The organism is Microbispora rosea, assembly GCF_900156315.1.
Classification (GTDB): Bacteria; Actinomycetota; Actinomycetes; order Streptosporangiales; family Streptosporangiaceae; genus Microbispora; species Microbispora rosea.
Map to the genome: position 1 here is coordinate 65,807 of NZ_FTNI01000037.1, position 24,254 is coordinate 90,060.

Sequence of the window (24,254 nt, forward strand, 5' to 3'; positions counted from 1 at the left end):
GGCTCCCGTCCCCCCGATCAGTCCTCACCTGCCGCGCTGAGCCGGCGGGACCATCGTGGACCAGCCCGGCGGTCATCCCGGCCGGTCGTCGGCCGGGTCGCGGAAGCCCGCGACGAAGCCGGCCAGGTCGTGGCGGCGCGAGGTCGCCGGCCACACCGCCCAGGTGCGCCGGATCAGCGGGTGACCGGCCAGGGCCGACCACGCGACGGCCGCGGGCAGCGGCTGCGGCCACCTCGGCGGTGCCAGCGCGAAAGCCCTGCCCGCGCTCACGGCGGCGAGCTTGACCTCCGCGATCAGCTCCTGTCCCTCGGGGGCGGCGGGGCCGAGGTCCAGGCCGTGGCTGCGCAGGATCGCGGTCAGCTCGTCGAACCAGGCGGGGCTGCCTGAGCGCGGGAAGCCCACCCATTCCAGCCCGGTGAGCTCCTCCAGGCGGATCCCGTCGGGTCCGCGCAGCTCGGCCGCCCGTTCGGCGGTGAGGAGCACGCCGAGCCTCTCCCTGGACACGAGCATCGCGTCGAACTCGCGCCCGGCGGGACGCTCCCTGAGCAGACCCACGTCGAGCTCACCGGCCTGCAGCGCGGTCAGTTGCGCCGCCGTGGACAGATGGCGGGCCTGCACGCGGGTGCCGGGGTGGGCCACCGCGAGCCGTTCCAGCGCCGGTCCGAGCAGATCGGACGGCAGCTCGATGGGAACCCCCACCCGCAGGACCCCGCCGTCCCCGCTCGTGTACGCGGCCATCGTCCGCAGCACCTGGTCGTGGCGGGCGAGTACGGCGCGCGCCTCGGCGAGCAGCGTCATCCCCGCCTCGGTGGGCTGGACTCCGGCGCTGCTGCGGACCAGCAGTTTCACCCCCAACCGGCGCTCCAGCATGCCGACGGTCTGCGACAGCGCGGGCTGGCTGACGTGCAGCCGGCGCGCCGCGGCCGACATGCCCCCTTCCTCGGCCACCACGACGAACGCCCGCAGTTCCCGCAATTCCATGCCGCTCATGGCATCACACCTGGCGGAAGCGGCGGCCGGGACAGGCGCCTCCCCGGTCCCGGGCGCGGACGGCGTACGGCCACGCGAAGCGGTGGAAGATCCGCTCGTGGCCCGGCCAGGGCGATGCCCTCTCCGTCGTCGGCGACCGTCACCTCGGCGCCCTCCCTCGCGCGACGCAGGCCGATCCGCGTCCTGCGGGCGACATGCTCGCCGGGCGCGCAATCTCGGCAAAGGACTGGACGGTTTCGACCAGTTTGTGATGGTATGAGGTAGTTGTCAAGACCGTACTCCGGCATGGCTCCGGTGGCGCTCCCGCGCCCGAAGGTGGGGTGTCGCATGGCTGTTCGAGGGCCGGGAAAGGGTTCTCCGAGGCTCACTGCGCGCGGCGCGGCCACTCGCGAGCGCATCGTCGCAGCCGCCGCGGACCTCATGTTCCGGCAGGGAATGGCGGCGACGCCCCTCGATCAGGTGGTGGACGCCTGCGGTGTCAGCAAGTCGCAGCTCTATCACTACTTCCCCGACAAGGACGCGCTGATCGCCGAGGTGATCGCGATGTGGGAGCACCTCGTGGTGTCCGCCCAGAAACCGCAACTCGACCGGGTGCGCTCGATGCGGGATCTCGAAAGATGGCGCGATTCGCTGGTGTCGAGCCTTCGAGAGCGCGACCTGCCCTACAGGTGCCCGATCGGCTCGCTGGCCAGCGAGCTCTCCAGCCGCTGCGACGACGCCCGCCAATCCCTCGCGGCCGTCTTCCGCAGATGGCAGGGGCTGCTCGCGGACGGCTTCACCCGAATTCGGGAGGGCGGCGAACTCGGCCCCGCCGCGGAACCCGGGGAACTCGCCGTCGCGGTCGTCGCCGCCCTGCAGGGCGGCTACCTGCTCGCCGAGACCATGCAGGACGAACGGCCGTTCCTGATCGCCGTCGACATGGCGCTCGACCACGTGAAAGCCCACGTCAGGACTCCTACCGCCGATTTGACAGAATCGGACAACTGACCGCAAAGTGGACGAAATCGTCCACTTGCCTTGGTGGTGGCCCACCGAGTGCGGCAGGAGAATGGTGAGGCCGATGCCGTCTGTGTACTCGATGCAGGCGCGCTACACGACAGCGGCGACGATGCTGTTACTCCTTCTCACGGTCCTGGGCGGCGTAAGCCTGGACCTGGCAATCCGATACAGGATGGAGGGCCAGGTGTTCTTCGAGGCCGAGCAGGTCGTTGCCCAGTGGAGCGCGCAGGTGCGCGGTGGCGCACTGCCGCGCTCCGGGTCCGCCTCCGGCACCATCGACCTGGTCCAGTTGGTGGACGCCCAGGGCAGGATCCTGGTTGCCAGCCCGGCCGCGGCGGGGCGGCCGCGGCTGAGCAGGCTCCGGCCCCCGGCCGACGACCGGCTCCAACGGCGCGTCGAGTGCCCCCCGGGCGAGCGGTGCCTCCTGCTCATGGCCAACCGGGTGTCCCCGGCCCCCGACGCCCCCGTCGTCTACGCCGGAACGGTCGAGCCGCCCCTCTGCGCGACGCACCGCCTCGAATACCTCGTCGGGGGGGCCGGGCTCCTCCTCGTCCTGTCGGGCGCCCGCCTGATGTGGTGGATCATCGGCCGGGCGCTGGGCCCGGCCGAGCAGCAGTGCCGGCTCGCCTCCGTCACCTCCCACGAGCTCAGGACACCGATCGCCGGGCTGCGGGTGCAACTGGAGGAGGCGCTGCTCAACCCCGATCACGTCGACCCCCGCGACACCATCCGGGGGGCGCTGTCGGCCACCGGCCGCCTGGAGGCGATCGTTCATGACCTGCTGACGATGACCAGACTACGCGGCGGTCAGTCGTCGCCGCACGAGCCGATCGATCTCACGGCGCTGGTCACCGAAGAGGTGGACGCTCACGTCGGCGGCACGCCGGTGAAGGTCTGCACGACCGGGGAGGTGTGGGTGCACGGCTCGCGGATCCAGCTGATCCGGCTGGTGGGCAACCTGCTGAGCAACGCGCGGCGGCACGCCGCGACCGGCGTCACGGTCTGCGTCGGATCCGATGACGGCCGGGCGGTCGTCGCGGTGACCGACGACGGGAACGGCATCGCGCCCGCCGACCGTGAACGGGTCTTCGAGCGGTTCACCCGCCTCGACGAGGGGCTGCGCCGGGACGCCGGCGGCACCGGGCTGGGGCTTGCGATCTCGCGCGACATCGCCCGCGCCCACCGGGGCACACTGCAGATCGAGGACTCGCCCCGCGGGGCACGGTTCGTCCTCCGGCTGCCGCTCCTCGACCGGAACGCGATCGGCGGGCGGCGTCTCGTCCGCCCCAGTCGGACGATCTCAGGCCGGACCGCCGACGACCTGTGACCGGCGGCGGGCGGCGCCACTCCGCCCTTGCATCACGCCGCTCACCAGGCCGTCCGTGGTCTCGGCCGGGCGCGGCGCTCCCCCGGGAGACGCCGCCGGGAAAAATCTTGAAGAAAATCCGGGAGGCGTGTCGATCCGGGGGCGTCCCGTTCGAGGAGTGGGTGAAGGGCCGGTGAGGGACCGGCCCCGCCGGAGAGGGAGAACCCCGATGACCACCGCCCACACCGCCACCGCCCACACCGGCACCGATGCCGCCCGCGCCTGCGACCGTGAGACCAGCATCACCCGCAGCCTGCTCGGGTACGGCGTGATCGCCGGCCCCGTCTACGTCGTGGTGTCGCTGACCGAGGCCCTGACCCGGGACGGATTCGACCTGACCCGGCACGCCTGGAGCCTGCTGGCCAACGGCGACCTCGGCTGGATCCACATCGTGAACTTCGTGCTGGCCGGGGCGATGACCATGACCTTCGCCGCGGGCCTGCGCCGCGCTCACGGCGGTGGCTGGGCCCCCCGCCTGCTGGCCGTGTACGGGCTGAGCCTGCTGGCGGCCGGAGCCTTCCGCGCCGACCCGGCCGGCGGCTTTCCCCGCGGCGTGCCGGCGGGCGAGGTGAGCTGGCACGGCATCGCGCACCTGGCCTCCGGCGGCATCGGATTCGCCTGCCTGGTCGCGGCCTGCTTCGTCCTCGCCCGCCGCTTCGCCCGCCGCGGGCGAGCGGCCTGGGCGTGGGGGTCGCGGGCGACCGGCGCGCTGTTCGCGGCCGGGTTCCTGGCCGTGGCCTCGGGGGCGGGCTCGGCGGCGGGCGCGGCCTGGGCCAACCTCGCCTTCACCGGCGCCGTCGTGCTCGGCTGGGCCTGGATCAGCGCCGTGGCCGTGCACGCTTACCGGAACGCCTGACCTGTCCCGCGTTCACCTGATAGATCATTGTCCGGAAGGAGACACACGATGCGTTACCTGGTTCTGCTCAGGGCCACCCAGCCCGGCACCCCGCCGCCCGCCGACCTCATGGAGGCCATCGCCAAGCTCGGTCAGGAGGCGACCGTCGCCGGGGCGCTGCTCGACACCGCCGGGCTGGCCCCCAGCGCGTCCGCGGCGCGGGTGCGCGTCGCCGAGAGCGGGCTCAGCGTGACCGACGGCCCGTTCACCGAGTCCAAGGAACTGATCAGCTACGCCCTGTACGACGTGCGGTCGAAGGAGGAGGCGGTCGAGTGGGCCGCGCGCTTCATGCGCCTGCACCGCGACCTGTGGGAGGGCTGGGAGGGCGACGCCGAGGTGGTCAAGGTGCTCGGCCCCGAGGACTTCGCCCCGCCGGCCTGAGCCACCCCTGATCCCAGCCACCCCGATCCCACCCCTGATCCGAGCATCTCCGGCCGGGGTTCCTGCTGTCCGAACCCCTGCCGTTTGAGCCCCTGTGAGCTGACCCCGGATGACCGGCACCGACGCGCTGCTCGCGGCGCACCGCGCGATCGAGGCGGTCTGGCGGATCGAGTCCGCCAGGCTCGTCGCGGGGCTGGCGCGCCTCGTCGACGGCGTCGGCCTGGCCGAGGAACTCGCGCAGGACGCGCTGCTCATCGCGCTGGAGCAGTGGCCTGAGGCGGGCGTGCCGGACAACCCGGGCGCCTGGCTCATGGCCACCGCCAAGCACCGCGCGATCGACCACCTGCGGCGGCGCAGCCGCTACGAGCGCAAGCTCCAGGAGCTCGGCCGCGACATCGGGAGCAGGCCGCAGCCGGACCCGGACGCCGACATGGACGACCACATCCGCGACGACATGCTGCGGCTCGTCTTCACCGCCTGCCATCCGACGCTGACCACCGAGGCGCGCGTCGCGCTCACGCTCCGCCTGCTCGGCGGCCTGACCACCGGGGAGATCGCCCGGGCGTTCCTGGCCACCGAGCCGGCGGTGGCCCAGCGGATCGTCCGCGCCAAGCGCACCCTGGCCGCCAAAGGGGTCAGGTTCGCGATGCCGGCCCCCGGCGACCTGGCGGAACGCCTGGCGTCGGTGCTGGAAGTCGTCTATCTGATCTTCAACGAGGGTTATTCGGCCACGGCGGGGGACGACTGGACCCGTCCCGATCTCTGCCACGAGGCGCTTCGCCTGGGCCGTCTCCTGGCGGGCCTGCTCCCCGGCGAACCGGAGGTGCACGGCCTGGCCGCGCTGATGGAGTTGCAGGCCTCCCGCCTGCGCGCCCGCATCGGACCGGACGGCGCGCCGGTCCTGCTCCCCGACCAGGACCGGCGTCTGTGGGACCGGCTCCTGATCCGCCGGGGGCTGGAGGCGCTGGAGCGGGCCGAGTCGCTCGGCGGGGCCTTCGGGCCGTACGCGCTGCAGGCGGCCATCGCCGCCTGCCACGCCCGGGCCACCCGCCCCGAGGACACCGACTGGGAGCGCGTCGCCGCGCTCTATCGGGTGCTCGCCCACGTCTCGCCCTCCCCCGTGGTCGAGCTCAACCGCGCCGTCGCGGTCGCGATGGCCGGCGACCCCGCACGCGGGCTGGACATCGCCGACGCCGTCGGCGACGACAAGGCCCTGCGCGGCTACCCCCAGCTGCCCGCCGTACGTGGGGACCTGCTGGCCCGGCTGGGCCGCGCGGACGAGGCGCGGCGGGAGTTCGAACGGGCGGCGGCCCTGACCGGCAACGAGCGGGAGCGTGCCCTGTTCCTGGCCCGTGCCGCCGAGTGCGCATAGCCGCCGACTGCCGATAGCCGACCCCCTGACCGGCGCTCCCGGGCCTCCTCCGCGACCCATTGACAAAAACAGTTTTTACGTACAACATTGTTTTTGCGATGAGAGACGTCCTGTACCTGGAACAGATCGAGCAGGCCGAGGCACTGCTCAAGCCGCAGCGCATCGAGGTGCTGCGGCAACTGGCCGAGCCGCGCACGTGCACGGAGGTGGCCGCGGTGCTCGACCAGACGCCGCAGCGCGTCTACTACCACGTCAAACGACTGGTGGAGGCGGGCCTGGTCGAGCAGGTGTCCGAGCGGCGGGTGCGCGGCATCAGCGAAGGCATCTACCAGGCGAGCGCCCGCTCCTACTGGCTGTCGCCGGGCCTGGTGGGCCGCATCGGCGGGCTGCACCGGCGTCAGGACGAGCTCAGCCTCGGCTACCTGCTCGACCTCATGGAAGAGGTGCAGGCGGACATCGCCGCCCTCGACCGGACCGCGCCGGAGCTGCCGTCCGTCGGCGTGTCCGGCGAGGTGCGGGTGCCACCGGAACGACGCCAGCAGTTCATGGCCGACCTGCGCACCGCGCTGCAGGACCTGTTCACCCGCTACGGCGGCGCGGAAGGCGACGCCTTCAAACTCGCCGTGGCCTGCTATCCCCACTATCCCCAGGGAGACGACCGTGAGTGAACCGATGATCGTCCGCGTCCGCCTCGCCGCCCCGGTGAAGGAGGTGCGCCACGCGCTGACCGACCCCGCCGCGATGCGGGTGTGGCTGGCCGAGCACGCCGAGTCAGACCTGCCCGACCGCTACGCGTTCTGGGGCCACCGCACCCCCGAGGGCGACGCCCCCCATCAGCGCCCGCTGCACGCCGACGACCACACGCTGCGCTTCGCCTGGCTGCTGGACGGCGTGGAGACGACCACCGAGATCACGCTGGAGGAGGAGACCCAGGACACGACCGTCCTGACCCTGTCGCAGAGCCACTTCGACTTCCAGGACGTCATCACCGGGGCGAGCATCCGGGGCGTGCTGCAGAGCTTCTGGTCGCTGGCGCTGTCCAACCTGGCCGACTACGTCGAGGGGCGTGAGATCGGGCCGCAGCCCGACTTCACCTCGGCCGACTTCCGCGGCGAGACGGTCGTCGACGCGCCAGTCGAGCAGGTGTTCGACTCCCTGGTCGACTCGGACAAGGCGAGCGACTGGTTCGGATACCCCATCGGCATCGAGCCGCACGTCGGCGGGCGCTTCGCTATGGGCGGCCTGGACGCCGACCCGCACCCCGCGAAGATCATCGACCTGGTGCCCGGCAGGACCATGTCGGCCGACTGGGGACCGGGGGGCGTCGTCACCTGGGAGCTGGAGGACAGCGGCGGCAAGACCCGCCTGACGTTCGTCCAGAGCGGCTTCGACACCGCCAACCCGCCGTACGCCGCCTGGACCGGATGGCTCAGCGGCCTGGCCGCGCTGCGCCGCTACCATGAGAAGCCCGGCAGCCACCAGATCTGGCTCCCCGCCGAGCCGGCGGCCTGACCCGGACCCCGCACCACCGCCCCGCCCCCCTCGCACACGAACCGGAGTGTGAACGGTTATGACGGTGACCCCTGAAGTGCTCGCCTACTACGAGCAGGACAGGGAGGACGGCAGGCTCCGCACGGGACGGGGCCGGCTGGAGCTGTGGCGGACGCAGGACGTGCTGCGCCGGGCACTGCCGTCACCGCCCGCCCGGGTGCTCGACGTCGGCGGCGGCACCGGAGTGCACGCCGAATGGCTGGTCGCCGACGGCTACGAGGTCGAACTGCTGGACCCGGTCCCGCTCCACGTCGAGCGGGCCGGGGCCCTGCCGGGGTTGACCGCGCGGCTGGGCGACGCCCGCGACCTGCCCCTGCCGGACGCGAGCGCCGACGCGGTCCTGCTGCTGGGCCCGCTTTACCACCTGACCGACCGCGCCGACCGGGTGGCCGCCCTGGCCGAGGCGCGCCGCGTGGTGCGCCCCGGAGGGCTGGTGGCCGCCGCCACCATCAACCGCTACGCCGCGGTGCACGACATGGTCTACCTGGGCGTCTACGAGCAGGAGCCGCACCGCCTGGCCGCGCGCCAGGCCATGGAGAACGGCCGCCTGCTGGGTCCCGGGCAGGGTTTCCCGGCCTACCTGCACGAGCCCGAGGAGGTGCCCGGGGAGTTCGCCGACGCCGGGCTTCCCGGCGCCGAGCGCTACGGTCTGGAGGGCGCCTTCTGGCTGTACGGCGACGTGGACGACTGGCTCGACGACCCCGAACGCCGCAGGCACATGCTCGACGCCCAGCGCACGCTGGAACGCGTGCCGTCGCTGCTCGGGGTCAGCGGGCACATGCTCACCCTCGCCCGCCGTCCCGCGTAGGCTCCCCCTTCGCCTTCGGGCGGGCGCGCAGATGGGCGCGCTCGCCCTGGCTGCCGAACAGGCTGAGGAACTCGACCGCGTTGTCGTCGGCGGCGCCGAACCAGTGCGGCAGCCGGGTGTCGAACTCGGCCGCCTCACCCGGTGACAGCACCAGATCCTGCTCGCCGAGGACGATCCGCAGCCGCCCGTTCAGCACGTAGAGCCACTCGTAACCCTCGTGGGTCTTCGGCTCCGGCTGCCTCCTGGCGCTGCCCGCCGCGATCACCAGCTTGTACGCCTGGATGCCCCCGGCCCGGCGGGTCAGCGGCAGCATCGTCATGCCGTAGCGGACGACCGGCCGCAGGTGGATGCGCGGATCCCCCGTCGGCGGGGCGTCCACGAGCTCGTCCAGCGTGACCCCGTGCGCCTTGGCCAGGGGCAGCAGCAGTTCGAGAGTCGGCCTCCGCGCGCCCGACTCCAGCCTCGACAGCGTGCTCACCGAGATACCGGTAGCCGCCGACAGATCGGCGAGCGTCGTCTCGCGCTGCCTGCGCAGGGCGCGCAGCCTGGGCCCGACCGAGACGAGTGCGTGCTCGAGGTCGTCGTCCACGCCGTCAGCTTGCCATACCGGCAACGACACGTGCCAAGACGACCCAAAATGAGACCTCAGCCCATTGTTGGTAGGTTCCTGGATAAGTATTGACTTATCGAAACGGAGGAGCAGCGCCGTGGATGTCGAGCAGACGGTGTTGCCGGGGATCGGACTGCGGCACGAGTTCACCACGCGCTCGGGGCGGCGCATCGGAGTCGTCTCCCATCGCACCGGCCGTCGCGACCTGGTGATCTACGATCCCGACGATCCCGACAGGGCCTGTGAGACGGTGAAACTCAACGACGAGGAGGCGGACGCGCTCGTCGAGCTCCTCGGCGCCCCCCGCATCGTCCAGCGCCTCAACGCCCTGCACCGCGAGGTCGAAGGGCTGGTCAGCGTCCAGCTTCCGATCGCGCCGCACTCCCCGTACGCCGGCCGGCCCATGGGCGAGGCGCAGGTGCGCACCCGCACCGGAGCCTCCATCGTGGCCGTCGCGCGCGCCGGGCACGTGTTCGCCAGCCCCGCCCCCGACTTCATCCTCTCCGGGGACGACATCGTGGTCGTGGTGGGCAGCGAGGACAGCACCGCCGCCGTCGCCGACATCTTCGCCAGCGGCTGAGGGCAGCGCGTGCACAATACCGCGATACTGTTCCTGGAATTCGGCGCCGTCGTCCTCGGACTCGGCATCCTCGGAGCACTGGCGCTACGCGTCGGCATCTCCCCCATCCCGCTCTACCTCATCGCGGGCCTCGCCTTCGGCACCGGCGGCATCCTCCCGCTGGCCACCAGCGAGGAGTTCACCGCCACCGGCGCCGAATTAGGCGTCATCCTGCTGCTGCTCACCCTCGGCCTGGAATACAACGCCGACGAGCTGATGACCAGCCTCAAGGGCAACGCCCGCGCCGGACTGGTCGACCTCGTGCTCAACGCGGCGCCCGGCGCGGTCCTGGCGCTGCTCCTCGGCTGGGGACCGGTCGCCGCCGTCGCCATGGCCGGCGTCACCTACGCCACCTCCTCCGGCATCACCGCGAAGGTCCTGTCCGACCTGGGCTGGATCGGCAACCGGGAGACCCCCGTGGTGCTGTCGCTGCTGGTGTTCGAGGACCTCACGATGGCGGTCTACCTGCCGGTCCTGACCGCCATGCTGGCGGGCCTGAGCCTGGTCGCCGGGGCGGTAACCGTGGCCATCGCGCTCGCCGCGGTGAGCGTGGTCCTGCTCGTCGCGCTGCGCTTCGGCCGCTACATCGAGGCGTTCGTCGCCAGCCCCAACTCCGAGGTCCTCGTGCTCAAGGTCGTCGGGCTGGCGCTGCTGGTGGCCGGGCTGGCCCAGCAGCTGCAGGTGTCGGCCGCGGTCGGGGCGTTCCTCGTCGGCATCGCGCTGTCGGGCGAGCTGGCCGAAGACGCCCAGGCGCTGCTCGCGCCGCTGCGCGACCTGTTCGCCGCGGTCTTCTTCGTGTTCTTCGGCCTGCAGACCGACCCCACCAAGATCCTGCCCGCCGCCGGCCTGGCCGCGGGCCTGGCCCTGGTGACGATGATCACGAAACTCATGACCGGCATCTACGCGGCCCGCCGCGCCGGCATCGCCCGCGCCGGCCGGGTCCGCGCGGGCATCGCGCTCATCCCCCGCGGCGAGTTCAACATCGTCATCGCCGGGCTGGCGGTCGCCGCCGGCGCCCACCCCGACCTGGGCGCTCTGGCCGCGGCGTACGTCCTCATCCTGGCGGCATTCGGTCCCCTGGCGGCCCGCCTGGTCCAGCCGCTCCTCGTGCGCGTGGCCAGCCGCGCCTGACACCCTCGCACTCCCCCACCGGCCTGCCCCGCACCGCGGCGGCAGGCCGGCGCGTTTCAGGCCCGTACGGCCCGGCCGGCGACGGGCCGGGAACGGCGTTCCGGACGCCAGGTGGAGACGAGGGCGGCCGCGAGGAGGAGTTCGGCGATGTCGCCGCCGTAGTACATGATCTCCGCGCCGCCCCGGACCTCGGCGATGGGCGCGTGGACGTCCACCCAGAAGCCTCCGTACATCAGTTGTGCGACGACCGCGTGCACGAAGATGGCGCAGCCGAGGTAGACCAGACGTGCCCGTACGCCGGGCCGGGCGGGCGCGGGGTCGGGACCGGCGATGACGTGCGCGAACAGGCAGCCCGACAGCAGGAAGTGCGCGTGCAGCAGCCAGTGCCCGGCGGGCCGGGCCATGACGGCGTCGTAGAGCGGGGTGAAGTACAGCACCACCAGGCTGCCGGTCGACAGCAGCAGGGCGGTGGCCGGATGGGCCGGCAGCCGGCCGGCACGGCTGTGCACGACGGCGGACAGCCGCCGCGCGCCGGCGACGGGCAGGGTCCGCAGCAGCAGCGTGACCGGAGCGCCCAGCACCAGCGCGAGCGGGGCGTACATGCCGATGAGCAGGTGCTGCAGCATGTGGCCGCGAAAGTCGGTGTGCGCGAACGTCGCGACGGGCGGCAGGAGCGCCACCGCCGACAGCGCGAGCCCGGTGGCGAAGCAGGCCGCACGCCACCGGCTCCAGCCCGCGACCGGGTTGCGGCGGCGCGCCCGCCGGACCAGGTGCAGGTACGCGATCAGCACGGTCAGCACGATCAGGGCGAGGACCGGCGCCGGCACGCCGGGCGACCCCGCGGAGTGCGCGCCGTGGTCCATCACGCCGTGGTCCGTCAACCCGTGGTGGTCCGTCACGCGGGGCTCTCTGCGGAGACTTCGGCGGGATCGAAGGACCGGCCGCTGCGCGCCAGCAGGTATCCCCCGGCGAGCAGCAGCGCGCCCAGGACGAGGAAACCGATGTCCCACCAGAGCTGGTGGGGGCCGCCGTGCACATGGTGGATGGCCAGGATGTGGTGGTCCAGGACGCCTTCGACGAGGTTGAAGATCCCCCAGCCGGCCAGGATCCACCCCCACAGCACCCGCGACGTCCACACCCGGCGCCGGTGGCGGGTGACCCTGGAGTACAGGATCGCGATGCCGATGAGCACCGCGAGCCAGCACACGGCGTGGAAGACGCCGTCCCAGACGGTGTTCATCTGCAGCCCGGAGACGGTGCGGGGGTTGTAGTACTTCAGCCCGATGCGGTCACTGTTGGTGCTGCTCAGCATGTGATGCCACTGCAGGAGCTGGTGCAGCAGTATGCCGTCGACGAACCCGCCGAGTCCCACCCCGAGCACGATGCCCGGCAGCCGCAGACTGACCGGCGTCGCACCGGCCCCGGCCTCGCCCGCGGTGGTCGCCATCACCGTGCCTCCGTCCCCCGCGCCGCTGTGCGGATCTCCGCCAGGGCAGGTTCCCCGGACGCGAGGGCGTAGTCACGCAGGCACGCGCGGACCCGGCGCCTGGCCTACCGACTCTTTGAACAGCACCTCACCCGGCGGTGCGGGCGGCGACGAACGCCTCGATCCCGTCGAGCACGCGCTGGAGGCCGAACTCGAAGGCATGGCCGGGATCGTAGGCCGCGTTGTACGCCTCGCCCGCCGCCGCGCCGACCCGGGCGGCGACCGGGTGACGCCCCGGGTCGAACACCTTGGCCAGGTAGGGCGCGTGCGCGTACCACCACTGCTCGTCGGTGACGCCGGTGTCCCCCGGCGCCTGCGCCGCCTCCACCGCGCCCCGCGCCGCGCCGCTCACGTAGCCGTTCAGCAGCGTGACGACCGAGTCCATCTCGATGTCGTCCAGGCCGATGCCGTCGACCGCCCGCAGCTCGTAGTCGTACTTCGCGATGAGGTTGGGGCCAAGTGGAGGCCGGGTCGCCGTCGACACCTGCAGCATCCACGGGTGCCGCCGATAGAGCGCCAGGTTCTCCCGCGCGATCAGCTCCAGCCTGCCCCTCCATCCGCCCGGCACCTCCGCGGGCGCGGGCAGCTCGCCGTACGCCGTGTCGACCATGACGTCGATCAGCTCGGCCTTGCCCGGGACGTAGGTGTACAGGGACATCGTCCCCACGCCGAGCTGCTCGGCGACCTTGCGCATGGACAGCGCGGCCAGGCCCTCGGCGTCGGCGACCTCGATCGCCGCACGCACGATCCTGTCGACCCCGATCTCCGGCCTGCCCTTGCGCCCGGTCCGCTCCCCCGTGCGCCACAGCAGGGCCAGACTCCGCGCCGGGTCTCCCTGCGAGCTGTACTCCGTCATCGCCTGCGAATTCTATGCGCACCCCGGCAAGACCACTGCCGTCCGGATGCTCACCACGCTGCCGCCCCCGGACGGCGGCACGGCCCGTGACGCCGGCTGCGACCGCGAAGCGCTCCAGCGACTCCATCGGGCCCGCTCACTCAGCCTGTCACCTCGCGGGCGAAGCTCGGTTCCGCCGCTTCCAGCCGCGGTACCGCGACGCCCAACCGGCGTGCTTCGGCCAGGGTGTCCCGGCAGACCTCACGCGGCTCCTCGGCGTCGGGGTCGGAGTGCGCTGCGAAATTCGCGCGCACCGGCTCGAAATGAGCAGTCAGCCAGGCGAGCACGGGGGCCGTCAGCCAGGTGGGCGCGCGCAACAGCATCACCCCGCCCCGGTGACGTCGCAGGTCGACGCCGCGCGCCTTGAGGAGCGGCAGAAGCTCGCGGCCGGCCAGCAGCCCCTCGCGCAGGTCGCGCGTCGCCCCGGCCAGCTTGGACAGGGAACCCAGCCGCAGACCCTGCGAGAACAGACCGGCATCCGACACGAAATGGACCCATAGCCAGCCGCGGAAGTCAGGGTGCTCCTTGAGCCGGAGCCCGGCCTCGCGAAACGCCCGGCGCACGGCCCGTTCCCGGTCGGTCGGCGGCCGGTCGAGGGTGCCGAAGACGACCGACGACAGCAGCCCCCCACGGAGCACGCCGTCCGCGCCGAAACCGCCACCGGCCTGGGGAAAGCCCCAGGCGATCCGGTCGACGGGGAGTGCGCCGATCGCGGCCAGCGGCTCGGTCCAGATATTGCCGAAGACCAGCACCGTGGCCTGGCCGACACGCGGGGACAGGAAGGCCGTCGCCTCCGGGAGGCGATGGTGCGGCACGCTGAGCACGATCACGTCGAAGTCGTGGTCCGGCTCCAGCGCCTCGCGGTAGCGCACCGGCCACCTCTCGACGACGCGCTGCCCCCACACCCGGCGCCGCATATCGATCAGGTCGAGGTCCACTGCGTCTCCGTACGTCGCCGCGCGGCCCGGCCGGACGTAGAACTCGACGTCGTGTCCCGCCTGTTGCAGGACCCAGCCGTAGACGGTGGCGATCACGCCTCGGCCCAACATCAGGATCTTCACCGGCACGCTCTACCGCCACTTCCCCACCCGGGAGGCACTGGCCGAGGCGGTCTACCACGGCGAAGTCGCCGCGCTGTGCGACCGCGCCCGCCGACTGCAGGCCACGCTGCCCACGGCGGAGGCTTTGGCGACCTTCCTACGCGGCATGGTCGACCACATAGACGCCCACCAGGGCCTCGCCCGGACGCTGGCCACGCTCATGGCCGCCGGCTCAGGTGCCCTCGCCGAGGGCAGCCGGGCGCTGGAGCAGGCTGTCACCGACCTGGTGGCCGCCGCCGTGAAGGACGGCGCCGTCCGCGACGACGTGGATGCCGGCGCCGTCATGATGGCGCTGCACGGCATCGGCGCCGCCCATGACCGCCCCGCTTGGCGGGCCGAGGCCGACGGTGTCATCACCCTCGTGCTGGACGGGCTGCGCCGGTCGGGCTCGGGCGACGGTCAGCGCGAGCACGAGCAGGACAGTGCCGGCACGGCCCTCCGGCGGCATCCCCTTCCGCCTCCGGCGGGCGGCCAGTAGTACCCGGGGGTTGAAGAACATCCATGTCAGATCGTGCGCTAAGGATTCGCCGGCCCTGGTGGGCGGCTGACAGAGCGTCGGCGACCGGGCCCTTCTGAAGCCGTTCCACGGATAACGGCCGCCGCGCCGGTGCGCGAAGCGGCCCCGGCATCCGTGACAAGGGGGAAGCGGTGCCCGCCGTCGTCCAGCTCCGGGCGGGAAGGCGCTGACCGTCCGCGCGGCCGGCGATGCCTTCCTCGGCTCGCTCACCAACCCGAACACCGCCCGCAGCTACGGCACCGCGGGCCCGGGAGGACTTCGTGCTGGAGACGGTCTACTGGGACGCCGGCACCGCCCGCCTCCTGCCCCGCCTGCTGCGCGGCCGGACCCGCGGCCCGTCTTCGTCACCCACCGCCGCGCGGGTCCCGGCAGGGTACTCGCGCCGCGTGACGTGTGCCCGGACACCGGGCTGGCCCGGCTGTCGTACGGGCAGGCCCGCGCGCTGCTGGACCGTCATACAGCCGTCGGCGGCGCGGCCGGCTCCGGCTGGGACCTGCACGAGTGGCGGCACTCGGGCCTGACCCACCTCGGCGAAGCCGGCGTGAGCCTGCTGATGTTCATGGCGAAGAACCAGGGCAGACGAAGACCGGGCTGGAAATGGACCCTGGGGTCCGGTACTCTTACTACCGGACCCTCGGGTCCGTTTTCGGGTTGCCGTCAGCATGCAAGGAACTTCCCTATGCCCCACGTTCGTATCAGCGAAGCTCTCCGGGCCCTGGTCTTCGAGCCTGACCCAAACGAGGAGCTGCGTCAGGTCCTCGACCGGTACTACGCCCCCGACTACACCCACCGCAGCGACGGAAAAACGCTGAGCCGTGAAGAGTTCGGGGGGATGGTGGCGCGCGTGAGGAGCCAGGTCACCAACGGCGCGGTAACCGTTCTTGACGAACTGCGCGACGGCTCCACCTATGCCGAGCGCCATGTCTTCCACATCACCCTCGAGAACGGCTCCACCCAGAGCCGCGAAATCGCGATCTTCGGCACCTTCGCCGAGGACGGCCGCTTTCAGCACCTGAGCGAGACCGGTTTCGACATCGACGCGGACGAGACCCACTGATTCCCTGACGATCGGAGTAAGCATGCCCCGCCTGACCGATCCGGACCCCGCGTCGTTCCCGGCCGAGGTCCGCGAGTTCCTCACTTCCCTGCCGCCCGACCCCATGGTCAAAATGCTGTCGCATTCGGCCGGCACCGTGAAGCCCTTCGTTCAGCTTGCGAAAGCGCAGTTCACCGCCATGGAACTACCGGCCCGTTCACGTGAGCTGGTGATCCTCACCGTCGCCGAGTACACCGACAGCACGTTCGTCGCAGCTCAGCACAGCCCCATGTCGCAGTCGGCTGGGGTCGACGAGCGGACGCGGCAGCTGATCCGCTCCAGGCAAATCGACAGTCACGAGCTTTCGCCTTCCGACCGCGCCCTGCTCCGCTTCACGGTCGACGTGGTGCAGCGCCCCCATATCTCCGACGAGATATTCGGGCAGGCTTGCAAGTTCCTCACCGAACGCGAACTGGTCGAGGTACTGCAGGTAATCGGCTACTACTGGTCATTCGGCCGGATCTCAACGGTCCTAGACGTTGAAGTAACCAAGGTCTACGGCGACGAACCAATACTGAACACACCGACCGACAGCACCTCTGACTGAATCCTTTTGCGCCAGACCGTCCGTGATTCAGCCGGATGGATCACCGACCAGGTTCACCGGTGGGCACGCCCGCGGTCGCCCAACGGCATCGCGCACCTTATGCCGTCAACGTGATCGTCCACCACTTCAAGGCAGGTTTCCCCGAAGATGTCCCCTTCCAAGGATTCCGGATCTGACCAGCGGACAGTCGGTACGTCGAGGCGGTCGGACGCCCGCCGTAACCACGAGCGCGTGGTAGCTGCTGCTGTCGAGATCTTTCGCGAGTACGGCACACAGGCATCCGTTCCCCAGATCGCGGCGCGTGCCCAGGTCGGGAAGGCGACGGTCTACCGAAGCTTTCCTGCCAAGGAAGACCTGCTGGAGGCGATCACGGGGCTGAGCTTGGAGCGGCTTGAACAGCACACTGCCTCGGCACTGCGCGAAGCCGACCCCTACGAGGCATTCCACCTCTATGTCCTCGAACTCTTCGACGCCTTGGCGCGCGATCGTCTCCTCGCGGAGAGGCTTGCGGATGCAACTTCCCCGGCCGCCGCATCCGTCTTGGAAACCCTGGTGAGGGCGATGGAGAGGGCGCGGGCAGCCGAGAAGCTGCGTGAAGACGTCACTGAGATGGATCTGCGGGTCGTCCTGTGTGGTACGGCTCTGCAACTGGTGCGGTTGGCCGAACGCGACCCTGCAACGTGGCGCCGCTACGGAGACATGGTGCTCGCAGCGCTACGGCGCTGAACTGTATTGGTGATCGATGCGTGTCATCCTTCCTGCATCGCATCAGGCGCGCGCAGGGGCCGCAGACCGCCCGGCAGGTCGGGAAGCTGAAAAGAATACCGGCCGAGCACGTTGATGTGGTGGCGCACGAACGGTGAGAGCCGGGCGACGTCCTCGTCGCCGACCTCGAGGCCGTCGGCGCGGAGCTGGACGACGGGGGCGTCCATGTAGCGGGTGTTGAAGAGCACGATCGCGTTGAGGACCAGGCCGAGGGCGCCGATCTGGTCCTCCATGCCGTCCTGGTAGCGCTGGTAGAGCTGCCCGGCCCGGCCGCGGGCAGCGTCCTGGAAGGCGCCGTAGTCGGCAGTACGGTCGATGCGCCACATCTTCTGCTCCGGCAGGTCGGCGAGCTGCGGAGCGTAGGCGAACCCGGCCAGGGTCAGCAGCCCGAACACGATGTCGCTGTAGGAGGCGGTGTCGGTGACGATCATCTGCGGGCGTTTGCCGCCGTCGCGGTCGTAGAGGACGTCCAGCACGTACAGGGAATCGCGCGGGGTGCCGGCCACGACCTTCCCGCCCAGGCCCGCCGCCTGGTGGTTGATCATGTTCAGCCAGGTCGCACCGCCCCGACGGCCGAATTACTTCGGATTTGCGCGTTGCAAAGCGCCAAACAACCCGACGAACCCTTAGCGCACGGTCTGACATGGATGTTCCTCAGCCCCTTACCCTGTCTCGCCGTCGAGCAGTTCTCTGACGGTGTCCAGGTGACCGGCGTGCCTGGCGAGTCTCCTCGATGGAGCTACATCCGGGTCCGCGCGTACACATGCAGGGCGTCGCGGACGAGCGTCGCCCCCATGGCGTCGTCGTACATGCCCGCGAAGCGGGGGTCGTCGACGTACATGTCCCCCAGGCATTCCACCATCTCGATCGAGCGCTCCCGGTCGCCCTCCGCCGTGGGGGTGCCCGGGATCCGGCTCAGCCACCGGACGTGCCGGGCGGCAAGCGACTGCGCGTGTTCCGACGCCGGGGAGACCCCGGCCTTCGCCGCGGCGACCCATGCGGCGACGAGGTCCTCGGCGGCCTGCTTCCAGGCCCGCTGCTGGTCAAGGGTCTTGCCGTGCCACCAGTCGTTGCTCGCCTGGAACGCCCGCTCGCCCCAGCGTGAGATCACCTCGTCCTTGTATCCGTCGTTGAACCCCGCCAGCATGACGTCCATCCGCGGTTCCGCCCCCGACTCCAGGGCCTCCAGCGTGTGGCGCACCGACCGGATCTGCCGTTCGACGCGGTCCCGCTCCTCTTCCAGCGCGGCGATGTGGGCGCGGAGCCCGTCACAGGCGTCCACCTCGTCGGCCAGGACCTCGGCGATGGCCGGCAGGCCCATGCCGAGGCGGCGCATCAGCAGGATCCGCTGGAGCCGGGCGACCGCGGTGGGGTTGTAGTAGCGGTACCCGTTCGCGCCGACCCGGGACGGGGGCAGGAGCCCGACCCGGTCGTAGTGACGCAGCGTGCGGCTGGTGACGCCGGCCCTCGCCGCGAGCTCCTGGATCGTCCACTCCATCGTCCCAGTCTCACCCGCGGCGGAGCGTGGCTGCGATGATCTCCGAACTGCCGGCGTGCAGGGCCTGCGCCGCCGTCTGCCCGGTCGCCGCCAGGTAGGTGTCGACCAGCCGGTTGCCCGCGGCGTACCCGGCGCCCATCGGCAGTCCCACCGGCGTGAGGCCGTAGCGCTCGGCGCTGGGGTCGCCGTGCACCCAGGCGGTGAGGTTCCGCATGTCTGTCACGTCGAGCCCGGTGAGCACCTTGCCGAAGACCTCGTCGTCGTGCAGGTGCGGCACGCCGATGCGGGTGGGACCGAGCTCGTCGCCGTAGAGCTGCCGGGCGAAGGCGTCGGCCAATCCTTCGGAGACGACGTGCTCGCCGACCGTGACGGTCATCGGGTCCCACACGACCCCGCCCGGGCCGAACCGCAGATTGTGGTGGAGTTCGTGCACGGCGGTGGCCTCCAGCCGCTCAACGTTCTCCGGGAAGGGCCACACCGTGATGGCGATGTGGCCCGAGATGCCGCCGAACCCGGTCACTCCTAAGCAGGGACCCATGAAGTGCTCGTCCCCTGGATCGCCGAGCACCAGCAGCACAGTGATGTCCGGGACCCGCAGCCCCGGCGTCGCCTCCAGCAGTACGGCGAGAGCGTGGTCGAGCGCGCGTTGCATCCGCTCCCAGGCCCCGGCCGCCGCCAGGGTTTCGAGCGCGTCGAGGCAACGCTCCTCGTCCCGGTCGACGGGAAACCCGGATGTCTCGCGGTGTACGGCCACCAGGTCGACCTCGCCGGGCTGGTAGCGGTACATGCCCCTGTTGGCCTCCAGCATCGAACGCAGCAGGTCGACGCGGTCCGCGACCGGGGCCAGCAGGATCCGCCGCATGGCGGAACAGGTGTCAAGAATGGTGATCGACATGGCCACCGATGCTAGAAGTTGACGCAGCGTCAAGGTCAAACCCGGGCGGACACGGCGCCGGCCGGAGCACCGGTGGGCGGAGCCGGAGGAGACCGTCGTCGCGCACCCGCGGCGCTCTTCGCCGAGGCACGTTCCAGCAGGTCGTCGATAAACCGGCCGCCCTCGGCCGCAGACACCCCGGGCGGATGCGCTAGCGTGATCGCCATGCTGCGCCGATGGATGCTGCCGATCCTCTTCCTGGCCCTCGGGCTCGCCGCAGCGGCGCGGCAGATCGCCCAGGGGTCCCCGGTCGCCGCCGTCACACTGCTCCTGATCTTCCTGGTCGGCGCCGTCCTGCTGTCCCCCCTGATCTTCCCGAGGTCCGTCAGCACGGCGGAGGCGCTGCACCGCAGCGCGGCCGACGGCCGGCCCATCGTCTATTGGCGCCCCGGCTGCCGCTTCTGCATGCGGCTGCGCACCCGGCTCGGCCGCCACGCCTACCGGATGCACTGGGTCGACATATGGAGCGATCCGGACGGCGCCGCGGCGGTGCGGGCCGCCACCGGCGGCGACGAGACGGTGCCCACCGTGGTCGTGGCGGGCGAGCCGCACGTCAATCCCGACCCTCGATGGGTGCGCGCGCAACTGCCCTGACGAACCTCGGCCGCGGCCGCGGACGCGGGGCGCCCCCGCCCGAGCACACCCTGGGTACACCGTCGAGAACGCCGTCGAGAACGCCGTCCAGCCCGCGCAGCGTCCGCGCCGCACCCAGCGCCCCCCGCCGCCGCGCCACTTCCCCCGCGGCCTGCCGCACCCGCGCCGCCGCCACCAAATCCCGTGTGCGGCCCACCACCTCGCCGGCCCACGTTAGCTCCCGCTCCGCCCCCACCAGATCACCCGTACGGGCACGCAACTGGGCCAGTCGCACCCGCAGCATCAACGGAACGGGAACCGACTCAAGCCCTCCGAGCAGCCCCGCCAGCTCCGCCGCCTCCTCCAGCAGCGCCAGCGCCTCCGCCGCGTCACCCCGGTTCTCCGCCGCCAGCGACAGCCAGTACAGCGCCAGGGACAGCCCCCACCGCTCCCCCAGCGCGCGGTAGCGCGCCAGCGCCTCACGCAACCACCCCTCGGCCGCCCGCGCCCTCCCCCGGCCGTACTCGAACTCCCCGATTTCGCCCATCAACAGCCCCGTCGCCCGCGCCCACGGGTCCTCGTGATCGCCGAACGCCCGCATCGCCGCCAGCGCCCTGCGCCAGTGGTCCACCGCCCCGCCCGAAGGCCTGACCCCCACGATCCAGGCCCACAACGCCACGGGATGACCCGACTCCTCCACCACCCGCAGCGCCTCCGGCGCCGCGTACGGCCCGTCGGACGCCAGCAGCACGCACAACGTGTGCGGCAGCTCCAGCCCGGGCGGCGCGGCCTCACCCAGCACCGCCCGGACAGCCCGCGCCCACCCCGCCGCTTCGTCGCCACGCCCCCGCACCGTCCACGCCCACAGCCTGGCCATGAACAGCCGCAACGCCTGCCGCTCCTGCCCGGTCCGCACGGCATGGCCGAGCGCCGCGTCGAGGTTTCCCCGCTCGGCGTCCAGCATCGCCAGCAGCCCAAGCTGGTCGGCCGTGCGCAAACCGGGCTCGGACTCCTCCACGGTCCCGAGGAAGTAGCCCAGATGCCGGTCCCGCACGGCCCGCGCCTCGCCCGCCTCCTCCAGCCGCTCGGCCGCGTACGCCCGGACCGTCTCCAGCAGCCGGTAACGCACCTGCGCCGGACGCCTCTGCGCCGCCTGGATCTGCGCCTCTTGGACCTGGGCCTCTTGGACCTGTGCCGCCTGAATCCCCGCGGCCTCGCTCACCGCCTCGCTCTGTGCCGCCTGCGTCCTGGCCGCCCGGTCCGCGGGCCCGTCCGGCTCGGCCACGACGACCAGCAACCTGTCCACCAGACCTGCCACCGTCTCCAGGCCGGCCCCGCACACCCGCAGCGCCGCCTCCGCCGTCGCCCCGCCAGCAACCCCTCCGCCACCACCGCCGCACCGGCCACCACGTACTCGCAGTTGTCGAGCACGAGCACGAGCTCCCGGCCCGCCAGCCCCCGCACCAGCGCGTCAAGCGACGACACGGCCGGCCGCGCGGCGATGTCCCCGTCCGGCTCGGGCCCGCCCGAAGGTACGGTCGCCCGGACGGCGGCCACCACCCCCGCCGAATCCCCGGTGGAGGCCAGCTCGACCAGCCACACACCCGAAGCGGCGGCGAGCCCGCCCGCGACCTCCACCGCCAGCCTGGTCTTGCCCGCCCCGCCCGGTCCGGTCAGCGTGACCAGCCGCGCGGCCGACAGCAGGCTCCGCACCCGTGCCACGTCCTCCTGCCGCCCCACCAGGCTCAACACGGGCGCCGGCACGTTCCCCCGTACGACCCGCGCGGCTCTCGCCTGAGGCGCTTCGCGCAGCGCCTCCAGATGCGTCGCGCGCAGCTCCGGCCCGGGATCGACGCCCAGCTCGTCCGCCAGCCGCCGCCTGACGCCTTCGAACGCCTCCAGCGCGTCCCCGCGCCGCCCCGCCGCGCGCAGCGCCCGCATCAGCAGGCCGTGGAACGGCTCACGCAGCGGATGCGCGGCGACGATCTCCTCCAGCTCCGCCACCAGCGCTCCGGCCGCCGCCGCGTCCGCCAGTGTGAGGTCGGCCCCCACCCAGGCCTCCAGCGCGGAAAGGCGCAGCTCCTCCAGGCGCGCCGCCGCCACCCGTGCGAACGGCAGGCCCGCCGCGTCGGCGAGCGCCGCACCCCGCCAGAGTGACAGGGCGGACCGCAGCAACGCCGCGGCACGCTCGGGATCGCGCTCGGCCCGGCCCGCACGCACCAGGCGTTCGAACTCGACCGCGTCGACCTCCTGCGGCGGGACGTCGAGCAGGTAACCTGCCGGATGCGACACCACCACACCTTGCAGCCCGCCGTGCAGTCCCTTGTGCAGCCCCTCGCGCGGTCCATCCCGCAGCTCACGCCGGAGCCGCGACACCAGGGAGTGCAGCGCCGCCACCGGGTTGGCGGGCGGCTCCTCCCACAGGTCCGCGGCGAGGCTGTCGGAGGTGACCACCCTGCCGGGTTCCAGGGCCAGCCGAACCAGCAGCACCCGCAGGCGCGCACCCCTGATGTGGCCGTCGGCCACCTGTAACGGCCCGAGAATCCCGATCCGCATGGTTCCCTCATTGTCGTCGAGGGGTCTGACGGGTGGCGGAATGATCTTGCCACGACCCACCGCCTTTACAATGTAGATTCATAGTAGGATCGATGCGATGAACACCCCCGCCGTCCCCGAGCGGAACACCCCCGCACGGCCCGAGCGCGACCCCTACCGGGTGTATCTCGACGCGCTGCAGAGCCCCGAGTCCAAGCGCACGATGAAGGGCTGCCTCGACCGCATCGCCCGCCTCATCACCGGCGACCCGGAGGCGACCGGCGCCGGCCAGCCCTGGGAACTGCTCCGCTACGAGCACACGATCCGGCTGCGGACGCTCATGCGGGAGCAGGGCTGGTCCCCCTCGCACGTCAACAAGCACCTGGTCGCCCTGCGCCGGGTGTTGAAGGAGGCGTGGCGGCTCGGCCTGATGAGCGGCGAGGACTACCAGCGGGCCGCCGACCTGCCCGCCTACAAGCACACCAGGGTCCCGGCGGGACGACACGTTGAGGCCGAGGCGCTGGCGGCCGCGCTCGAGGTGTGCGACGGCGACCACTCCCCCGCCGGCCGCCGCGACGGCGCGATGCTGGCGGCCCTCTACTCCACCGGCTGCCGCCGCGCCGAGATCGCCGGGCTCGCGCTGGCCGACTTCGATCCCCACGCGCGCTCCCTGCGGGTGCGCGGCAAGGGCGACAAGGAACGACTGGTCTACCTCACCGCGGAGGCCGTCGAGCGCCTCGACCTCTGGCTCGCCGTACGCGGACGGGCGACGGGTCCCCTGTTCTGCCCGATCAACAAGGGCGGGCGGCTGCGGCTGGCCCACATGACCGGCCAGGCCATCGCCGACATCGTCTCCCGGCGCCTGGCCGCCGCCGGGGCCTCCCCCCGTACGCCGCACGACTTCCGGCGCACGTTCATCGGCGAACTGCTCGACGCCGGGGTCGACCTCGCCACCGCCCAGGCCCTGGTGGGCCACGCCTCCCCCGCCACCACCGCACGCTACGACCGGCGGCCCGAGCGGCGCCGCCGCGAGGCCGTCGACCGGCTCCGCGTCCCCGGCGCCGCCCGCTGACCGGGCCCGCCGTTCCTCAGATGTCGTCGACGGTCATCGCGCCCTCGTGGGGACGCCGGGACAGGTCGATGCCGAGCTCCTCGGCCGCGCGGAAGACGTCCTCGTCGGTGTCCCTCATCTCGATCGACATGCCGTCGCTGGAGAGGACCTCGACGTTCAGACAGAGCGACTGCATCTCCTTGATGAGGACCTTGAAGGACTCCGGAATGCCCGCCTCGGGGATGTTCTCGCCCTTGACGATGGCCTCGTAGACCTTCACCCGGCCCAGGACGTCGTCGGACTTGATCGTCAGCAGCTCCTGCAGCGCGTAGGCCGCGCCGTAGGCCTCCAGGGCCCACACCTCCATCTCACCGAAGCGCTGGCCACCGAACTGCGCCTTACCACCCAGCGGCTGCTGGGTGATCATCGAGTACGGACCGGTCGAGCGAGCGTGGATCTTGTCGTCGACCAGGTGCAGCAGCTTCAGGATGTAGATGTAACCGACCGAGATCGGGTGCGGGAACGGCTCGCCGGA

The 24,254-nt window shown here is 71.9% G+C and carries 27 protein-coding genes and 1 pseudogene; 16 read left to right on the forward strand and 12 right to left on the reverse strand.

The window, feature by feature from the left end; all coding sequences use genetic code 11:
* Window positions 1-72: 72 nt before the first annotated feature.
* Window positions 73-990, reverse strand: a complete 918-nt coding sequence (locus BXA11_RS36275) for a LysR family transcriptional regulator (RefSeq protein ID WP_204053988.1) — start codon at window positions 988-990, stop codon at window positions 73-75.
* Between the two features lie 327 nt (window positions 991-1,317).
* Between BXA11_RS36275 and BXA11_RS36280 the strand changes: the two genes are divergently transcribed.
* The 8 genes from BXA11_RS36280 (at window position 1,318) to BXA11_RS36315 (ending at window position 8,362) form a co-directional block, all read left to right on the forward strand.
* Window positions 1,318-1,977 (forward strand): TetR/AcrR family transcriptional regulator, encoded by a 660-nt coding sequence (locus BXA11_RS36280; RefSeq protein WP_076441943.1) that lies wholly within the window; start codon window positions 1,318-1,320, stop codon window positions 1,975-1,977.
* Window positions 1,978-2,050: 73 nt separating this feature from the next.
* Entirely contained in the window at window positions 2,051-3,316 is a 1,266-nt protein-coding gene (locus BXA11_RS36285; RefSeq protein WP_076441945.1) for a sensor histidine kinase, read from the forward strand.
* A 208-nt stretch (window positions 3,317-3,524) separates the two neighbouring features.
* Window positions 3,525-4,211, forward strand: a complete 687-nt coding sequence (locus BXA11_RS36290; protein ID WP_083744838.1) for a DUF998 domain-containing protein — start codon at window positions 3,525-3,527, stop codon at window positions 4,209-4,211.
* Between the two features lie 48 nt (window positions 4,212-4,259).
* The gene (locus BXA11_RS36295) at window positions 4,260-4,631 is read left to right on the forward strand and encodes a YciI family protein (RefSeq protein WP_076441947.1); all 372 of its coding nucleotides are present in this window, start codon (window positions 4,260-4,262) and stop codon (window positions 4,629-4,631) included.
* A 109-nt stretch (window positions 4,632-4,740) separates the two neighbouring features.
* A complete protein-coding gene (locus BXA11_RS36300) occupies window positions 4,741-6,003 on the forward strand; it encodes an RNA polymerase sigma factor (RefSeq protein WP_076441949.1) in 1,263 nt (420 codons plus the stop codon).
* A 98-nt stretch (window positions 6,004-6,101) separates the two neighbouring features.
* Entirely contained in the window at window positions 6,102-6,671 is a 570-nt protein-coding gene (locus tag BXA11_RS36305) for a winged helix-turn-helix domain-containing protein (protein ID WP_076441951.1), read from the forward strand.
* On the forward strand, window positions 6,664-7,515 hold the full coding sequence (locus BXA11_RS36310) for an SRPBCC family protein (protein WP_030511254.1): 852 nt from the start codon (window positions 6,664-6,666) through the stop codon (window positions 7,513-7,515). Before BXA11_RS36305 ends, BXA11_RS36310 begins: the two co-directional genes overlap by 8 nt.
* A gap of 64 nt (window positions 7,516-7,579) precedes the next feature.
* Window positions 7,580-8,362: a class I SAM-dependent methyltransferase gene (locus tag BXA11_RS36315; protein WP_204053989.1), complete on the forward strand. Its 783-nt coding sequence runs from the start codon at window positions 7,580-7,582 to the stop codon at window positions 8,360-8,362.
* Here BXA11_RS36315 and BXA11_RS36320 read toward each other — a convergent pair.
* Window positions 8,337-8,951, reverse strand: coding sequence for a helix-turn-helix domain-containing protein (locus BXA11_RS36320; protein WP_030511256.1), 615 nt, complete (start codon window positions 8,949-8,951; stop codon window positions 8,337-8,339). The two genes, BXA11_RS36315 and BXA11_RS36320, sit on opposite strands and share 26 nt — an antisense overlap.
* Window positions 8,952-9,069: 118 nt before the next feature.
* Here BXA11_RS36320 and BXA11_RS36325 point away from each other — a divergent pair, with 118 nt between their 5' ends.
* The gene (locus BXA11_RS36325; RefSeq protein WP_030511257.1) at window positions 9,070-9,552 is read left to right on the forward strand and encodes a cation:proton antiporter regulatory subunit; all 483 of its coding nucleotides are present in this window, start codon (window positions 9,070-9,072) and stop codon (window positions 9,550-9,552) included.
* A 9-nt stretch (window positions 9,553-9,561) separates the two neighbouring features.
* Window positions 9,562-10,722, forward strand: a complete 1,161-nt coding sequence (locus tag BXA11_RS36330) for a cation:proton antiporter (RefSeq protein WP_030511258.1) — start codon at window positions 9,562-9,564, stop codon at window positions 10,720-10,722.
* A gap of 56 nt (window positions 10,723-10,778) precedes the next feature.
* Here the strand turns inward: BXA11_RS36330 and BXA11_RS36335 are convergent, their stop codons facing one another.
* The 4 genes from BXA11_RS36335 to BXA11_RS36350 all read right to left on the reverse strand — a co-directional run bounded on the left by BXA11_RS36335 (window position 10,779) and on the right by BXA11_RS36350 (window position 14,164).
* Entirely contained in the window at window positions 10,779-11,621 is an 843-nt protein-coding gene (locus BXA11_RS36335) for a cytochrome c oxidase assembly protein (protein WP_239105245.1), read from the reverse strand.
* Window positions 11,618-12,169, reverse strand: a complete 552-nt coding sequence (locus BXA11_RS36340) for a DUF2243 domain-containing protein (RefSeq protein WP_076441955.1) — start codon at window positions 12,167-12,169, stop codon at window positions 11,618-11,620. The genes BXA11_RS36335 and BXA11_RS36340 overlap by 4 nt, the downstream gene beginning before the upstream one ends.
* Before the next feature lie 127 nt (window positions 12,170-12,296).
* Window positions 12,297-13,064, reverse strand: coding sequence for a TetR/AcrR family transcriptional regulator (locus tag BXA11_RS36345; protein ID WP_030511261.1), 768 nt, complete (start codon window positions 13,062-13,064; stop codon window positions 12,297-12,299).
* 140 nt (window positions 13,065-13,204) lie between these two features.
* Window positions 13,205-14,164, reverse strand: coding sequence for a ketopantoate reductase family protein (locus BXA11_RS36350; protein WP_076441957.1), 960 nt, complete (start codon window positions 14,162-14,164; stop codon window positions 13,205-13,207).
* Here BXA11_RS36350 and BXA11_RS36355 point away from each other — a divergent pair.
* The 4 genes from BXA11_RS36355 to BXA11_RS36375 all read left to right on the forward strand — a co-directional run bounded on the left by BXA11_RS36355 (window position 14,127) and on the right by BXA11_RS36375 (window position 17,089).
* Window positions 14,127-14,681 carry a TetR/AcrR family transcriptional regulator gene (locus BXA11_RS36355; protein WP_204053990.1) on the forward strand — a complete coding sequence of 185 codons (555 nt, stop codon included), beginning with the start codon at window positions 14,127-14,129 and terminating at the stop codon, window positions 14,679-14,681. The genes BXA11_RS36350 and BXA11_RS36355 overlap by 38 nt on opposite strands.
* 430 nt (window positions 14,682-15,111) lie before the next feature.
* Complete coding sequence (locus BXA11_RS44145) at window positions 15,112-15,777, forward strand: hypothetical protein (RefSeq protein WP_204053991.1); 666 nt, start codon at window positions 15,112-15,114, stop codon at window positions 15,775-15,777.
* Window positions 15,778-15,799: 22 nt separating this feature from the next.
* The gene (locus BXA11_RS36370; protein WP_076441959.1) at window positions 15,800-16,363 is read left to right on the forward strand and encodes a carboxymuconolactone decarboxylase family protein; all 564 of its coding nucleotides are present in this window, start codon (window positions 15,800-15,802) and stop codon (window positions 16,361-16,363) included.
* Window positions 16,364-16,594: 231 nt separating this feature from the next.
* Window positions 16,595-17,089: a TetR/AcrR family transcriptional regulator gene (locus tag BXA11_RS36375; RefSeq protein WP_204053992.1), complete on the forward strand. Its 495-nt coding sequence runs from the start codon at window positions 16,595-16,597 to the stop codon at window positions 17,087-17,089.
* A 23-nt stretch (window positions 17,090-17,112) separates the two neighbouring features.
* Here the strand turns inward: BXA11_RS36375 and BXA11_RS36380 are convergent.
* From BXA11_RS36380 to BXA11_RS36390, 3 genes and pseudogenes are all read right to left on the reverse strand, one after another.
* Window positions 17,113-17,694, reverse strand: a pseudogene (locus BXA11_RS36380) (Tn3 family transposase); the annotation flags it as partial.
* Window positions 17,695-17,867: 173 nt separating this feature from the next.
* Window positions 17,868-18,626, reverse strand: a complete 759-nt coding sequence (locus tag BXA11_RS36385) for a MerR family transcriptional regulator (protein ID WP_076441965.1) — start codon at window positions 18,624-18,626, stop codon at window positions 17,868-17,870.
* Between the two features lie 10 nt (window positions 18,627-18,636).
* Window positions 18,637-19,521: a DUF2268 domain-containing putative Zn-dependent protease gene (locus BXA11_RS36390; RefSeq protein ID WP_076441967.1), complete on the reverse strand. Its 885-nt coding sequence runs from the start codon at window positions 19,519-19,521 to the stop codon at window positions 18,637-18,639.
* A gap of 204 nt (window positions 19,522-19,725) precedes the next feature.
* On the opposite strand from BXA11_RS36390, the gene BXA11_RS36395 reads away from it, so the two are divergent.
* Window positions 19,726-20,154: a glutaredoxin domain-containing protein gene (locus BXA11_RS36395; protein WP_076441995.1), complete on the forward strand. Its 429-nt coding sequence runs from the start codon at window positions 19,726-19,728 to the stop codon at window positions 20,152-20,154.
* Here BXA11_RS36395 and BXA11_RS36400 read toward each other — a convergent pair.
* The gene (locus BXA11_RS36400) at window positions 20,114-21,439 is read right to left on the reverse strand and encodes a hypothetical protein (protein WP_076441969.1); all 1,326 of its coding nucleotides are present in this window, start codon (window positions 21,437-21,439) and stop codon (window positions 20,114-20,116) included. The genes BXA11_RS36395 and BXA11_RS36400 overlap by 41 nt on opposite strands.
* Entirely contained in the window at window positions 21,352-22,689 is a 1,338-nt protein-coding gene (locus tag BXA11_RS36405; protein ID WP_076441972.1) for an AfsR/SARP family transcriptional regulator, read from the reverse strand. The genes BXA11_RS36400 and BXA11_RS36405 overlap by 88 nt, the downstream gene beginning before the upstream one ends.
* A gap of 97 nt (window positions 22,690-22,786) precedes the next feature.
* Here BXA11_RS36405 and BXA11_RS36410 point away from each other — a divergent pair, with 97 nt between their 5' ends.
* Window positions 22,787-23,740, forward strand: coding sequence for a tyrosine-type recombinase/integrase (locus BXA11_RS36410; protein ID WP_030511272.1), 954 nt, complete (start codon window positions 22,787-22,789; stop codon window positions 23,738-23,740).
* 16 nt (window positions 23,741-23,756) lie between these two features.
* Here the strand turns inward: BXA11_RS36410 and BXA11_RS36415 are convergent.
* A partial coding sequence (locus tag BXA11_RS36415; protein WP_483237920.1) for a DNA-directed RNA polymerase subunit beta occupies window positions 23,757-24,254 on the reverse strand: 498 nt, incomplete at its 5' end.

What these genes read in the sequence shown, in the direction of transcription:
- BXA11_RS36340 (WP_076441955.1), bottom strand. Translation starts at nt 12,169, where the DNA reads ATGGCGACCACCGCGGGCGAGGCCGGGGCCGGTGCGACGCCGGTCAGT.
- BXA11_RS36370 (WP_076441959.1), top strand. Translation starts at nt 15,800, where the DNA reads ATGCCCCGCCTGACCGATCCGGACCCCGCGTCGTTCCCGGCCGAGGTC.
- BXA11_RS36345 (WP_030511261.1), bottom strand. Translation starts at nt 13,064, where the DNA reads ATGACGGAGTACAGCTCGCAGGGAGACCCGGCGCGGAGTCTGGCCCTG.
- BXA11_RS36405 (WP_076441972.1), bottom strand. Translation starts at nt 22,689, where the DNA reads ATGCGGATCGGGATTCTCGGGCCGTTACAGGTGGCCGACGGCCACATC.
- BXA11_RS36305 (WP_076441951.1), top strand. Translation starts at nt 6,102, where the DNA reads ATGAGAGACGTCCTGTACCTGGAACAGATCGAGCAGGCCGAGGCACTG.
- BXA11_RS36385 (WP_076441965.1), bottom strand. Translation starts at nt 18,626, where the DNA reads ATGGAGTGGACGATCCAGGAGCTCGCGGCGAGGGCCGGCGTCACCAGC.
- BXA11_RS36275 (WP_204053988.1), bottom strand. Translation starts at nt 990, where the DNA reads ATGAGCGGCATGGAATTGCGGGAACTGCGGGCGTTCGTCGTGGTGGCC.
- BXA11_RS36290 (WP_083744838.1), top strand. Translation starts at nt 3,525, where the DNA reads ATGACCACCGCCCACACCGCCACCGCCCACACCGGCACCGATGCCGCC.
- BXA11_RS36390 (WP_076441967.1), bottom strand. Translation starts at nt 19,521, where the DNA reads ATGTCGATCACCATTCTTGACACCTGTTCCGCCATGCGGCGGATCCTG.
- BXA11_RS36300 (WP_076441949.1), top strand. Translation starts at nt 4,741, where the DNA reads ATGACCGGCACCGACGCGCTGCTCGCGGCGCACCGCGCGATCGAGGCG.
- BXA11_RS36395 (WP_076441995.1), top strand. Translation starts at nt 19,726, where the DNA reads ATGCTGCGCCGATGGATGCTGCCGATCCTCTTCCTGGCCCTCGGGCTC.
- BXA11_RS36280 (WP_076441943.1), top strand. Translation starts at nt 1,318, where the DNA reads ATGGCTGTTCGAGGGCCGGGAAAGGGTTCTCCGAGGCTCACTGCGCGC.
- BXA11_RS36285 (WP_076441945.1), top strand. Translation starts at nt 2,051, where the DNA reads ATGCCGTCTGTGTACTCGATGCAGGCGCGCTACACGACAGCGGCGACG.
- BXA11_RS36410 (WP_030511272.1), top strand. Translation starts at nt 22,787, where the DNA reads ATGAACACCCCCGCCGTCCCCGAGCGGAACACCCCCGCACGGCCCGAG.
- BXA11_RS36295 (WP_076441947.1), top strand. Translation starts at nt 4,260, where the DNA reads ATGCGTTACCTGGTTCTGCTCAGGGCCACCCAGCCCGGCACCCCGCCG.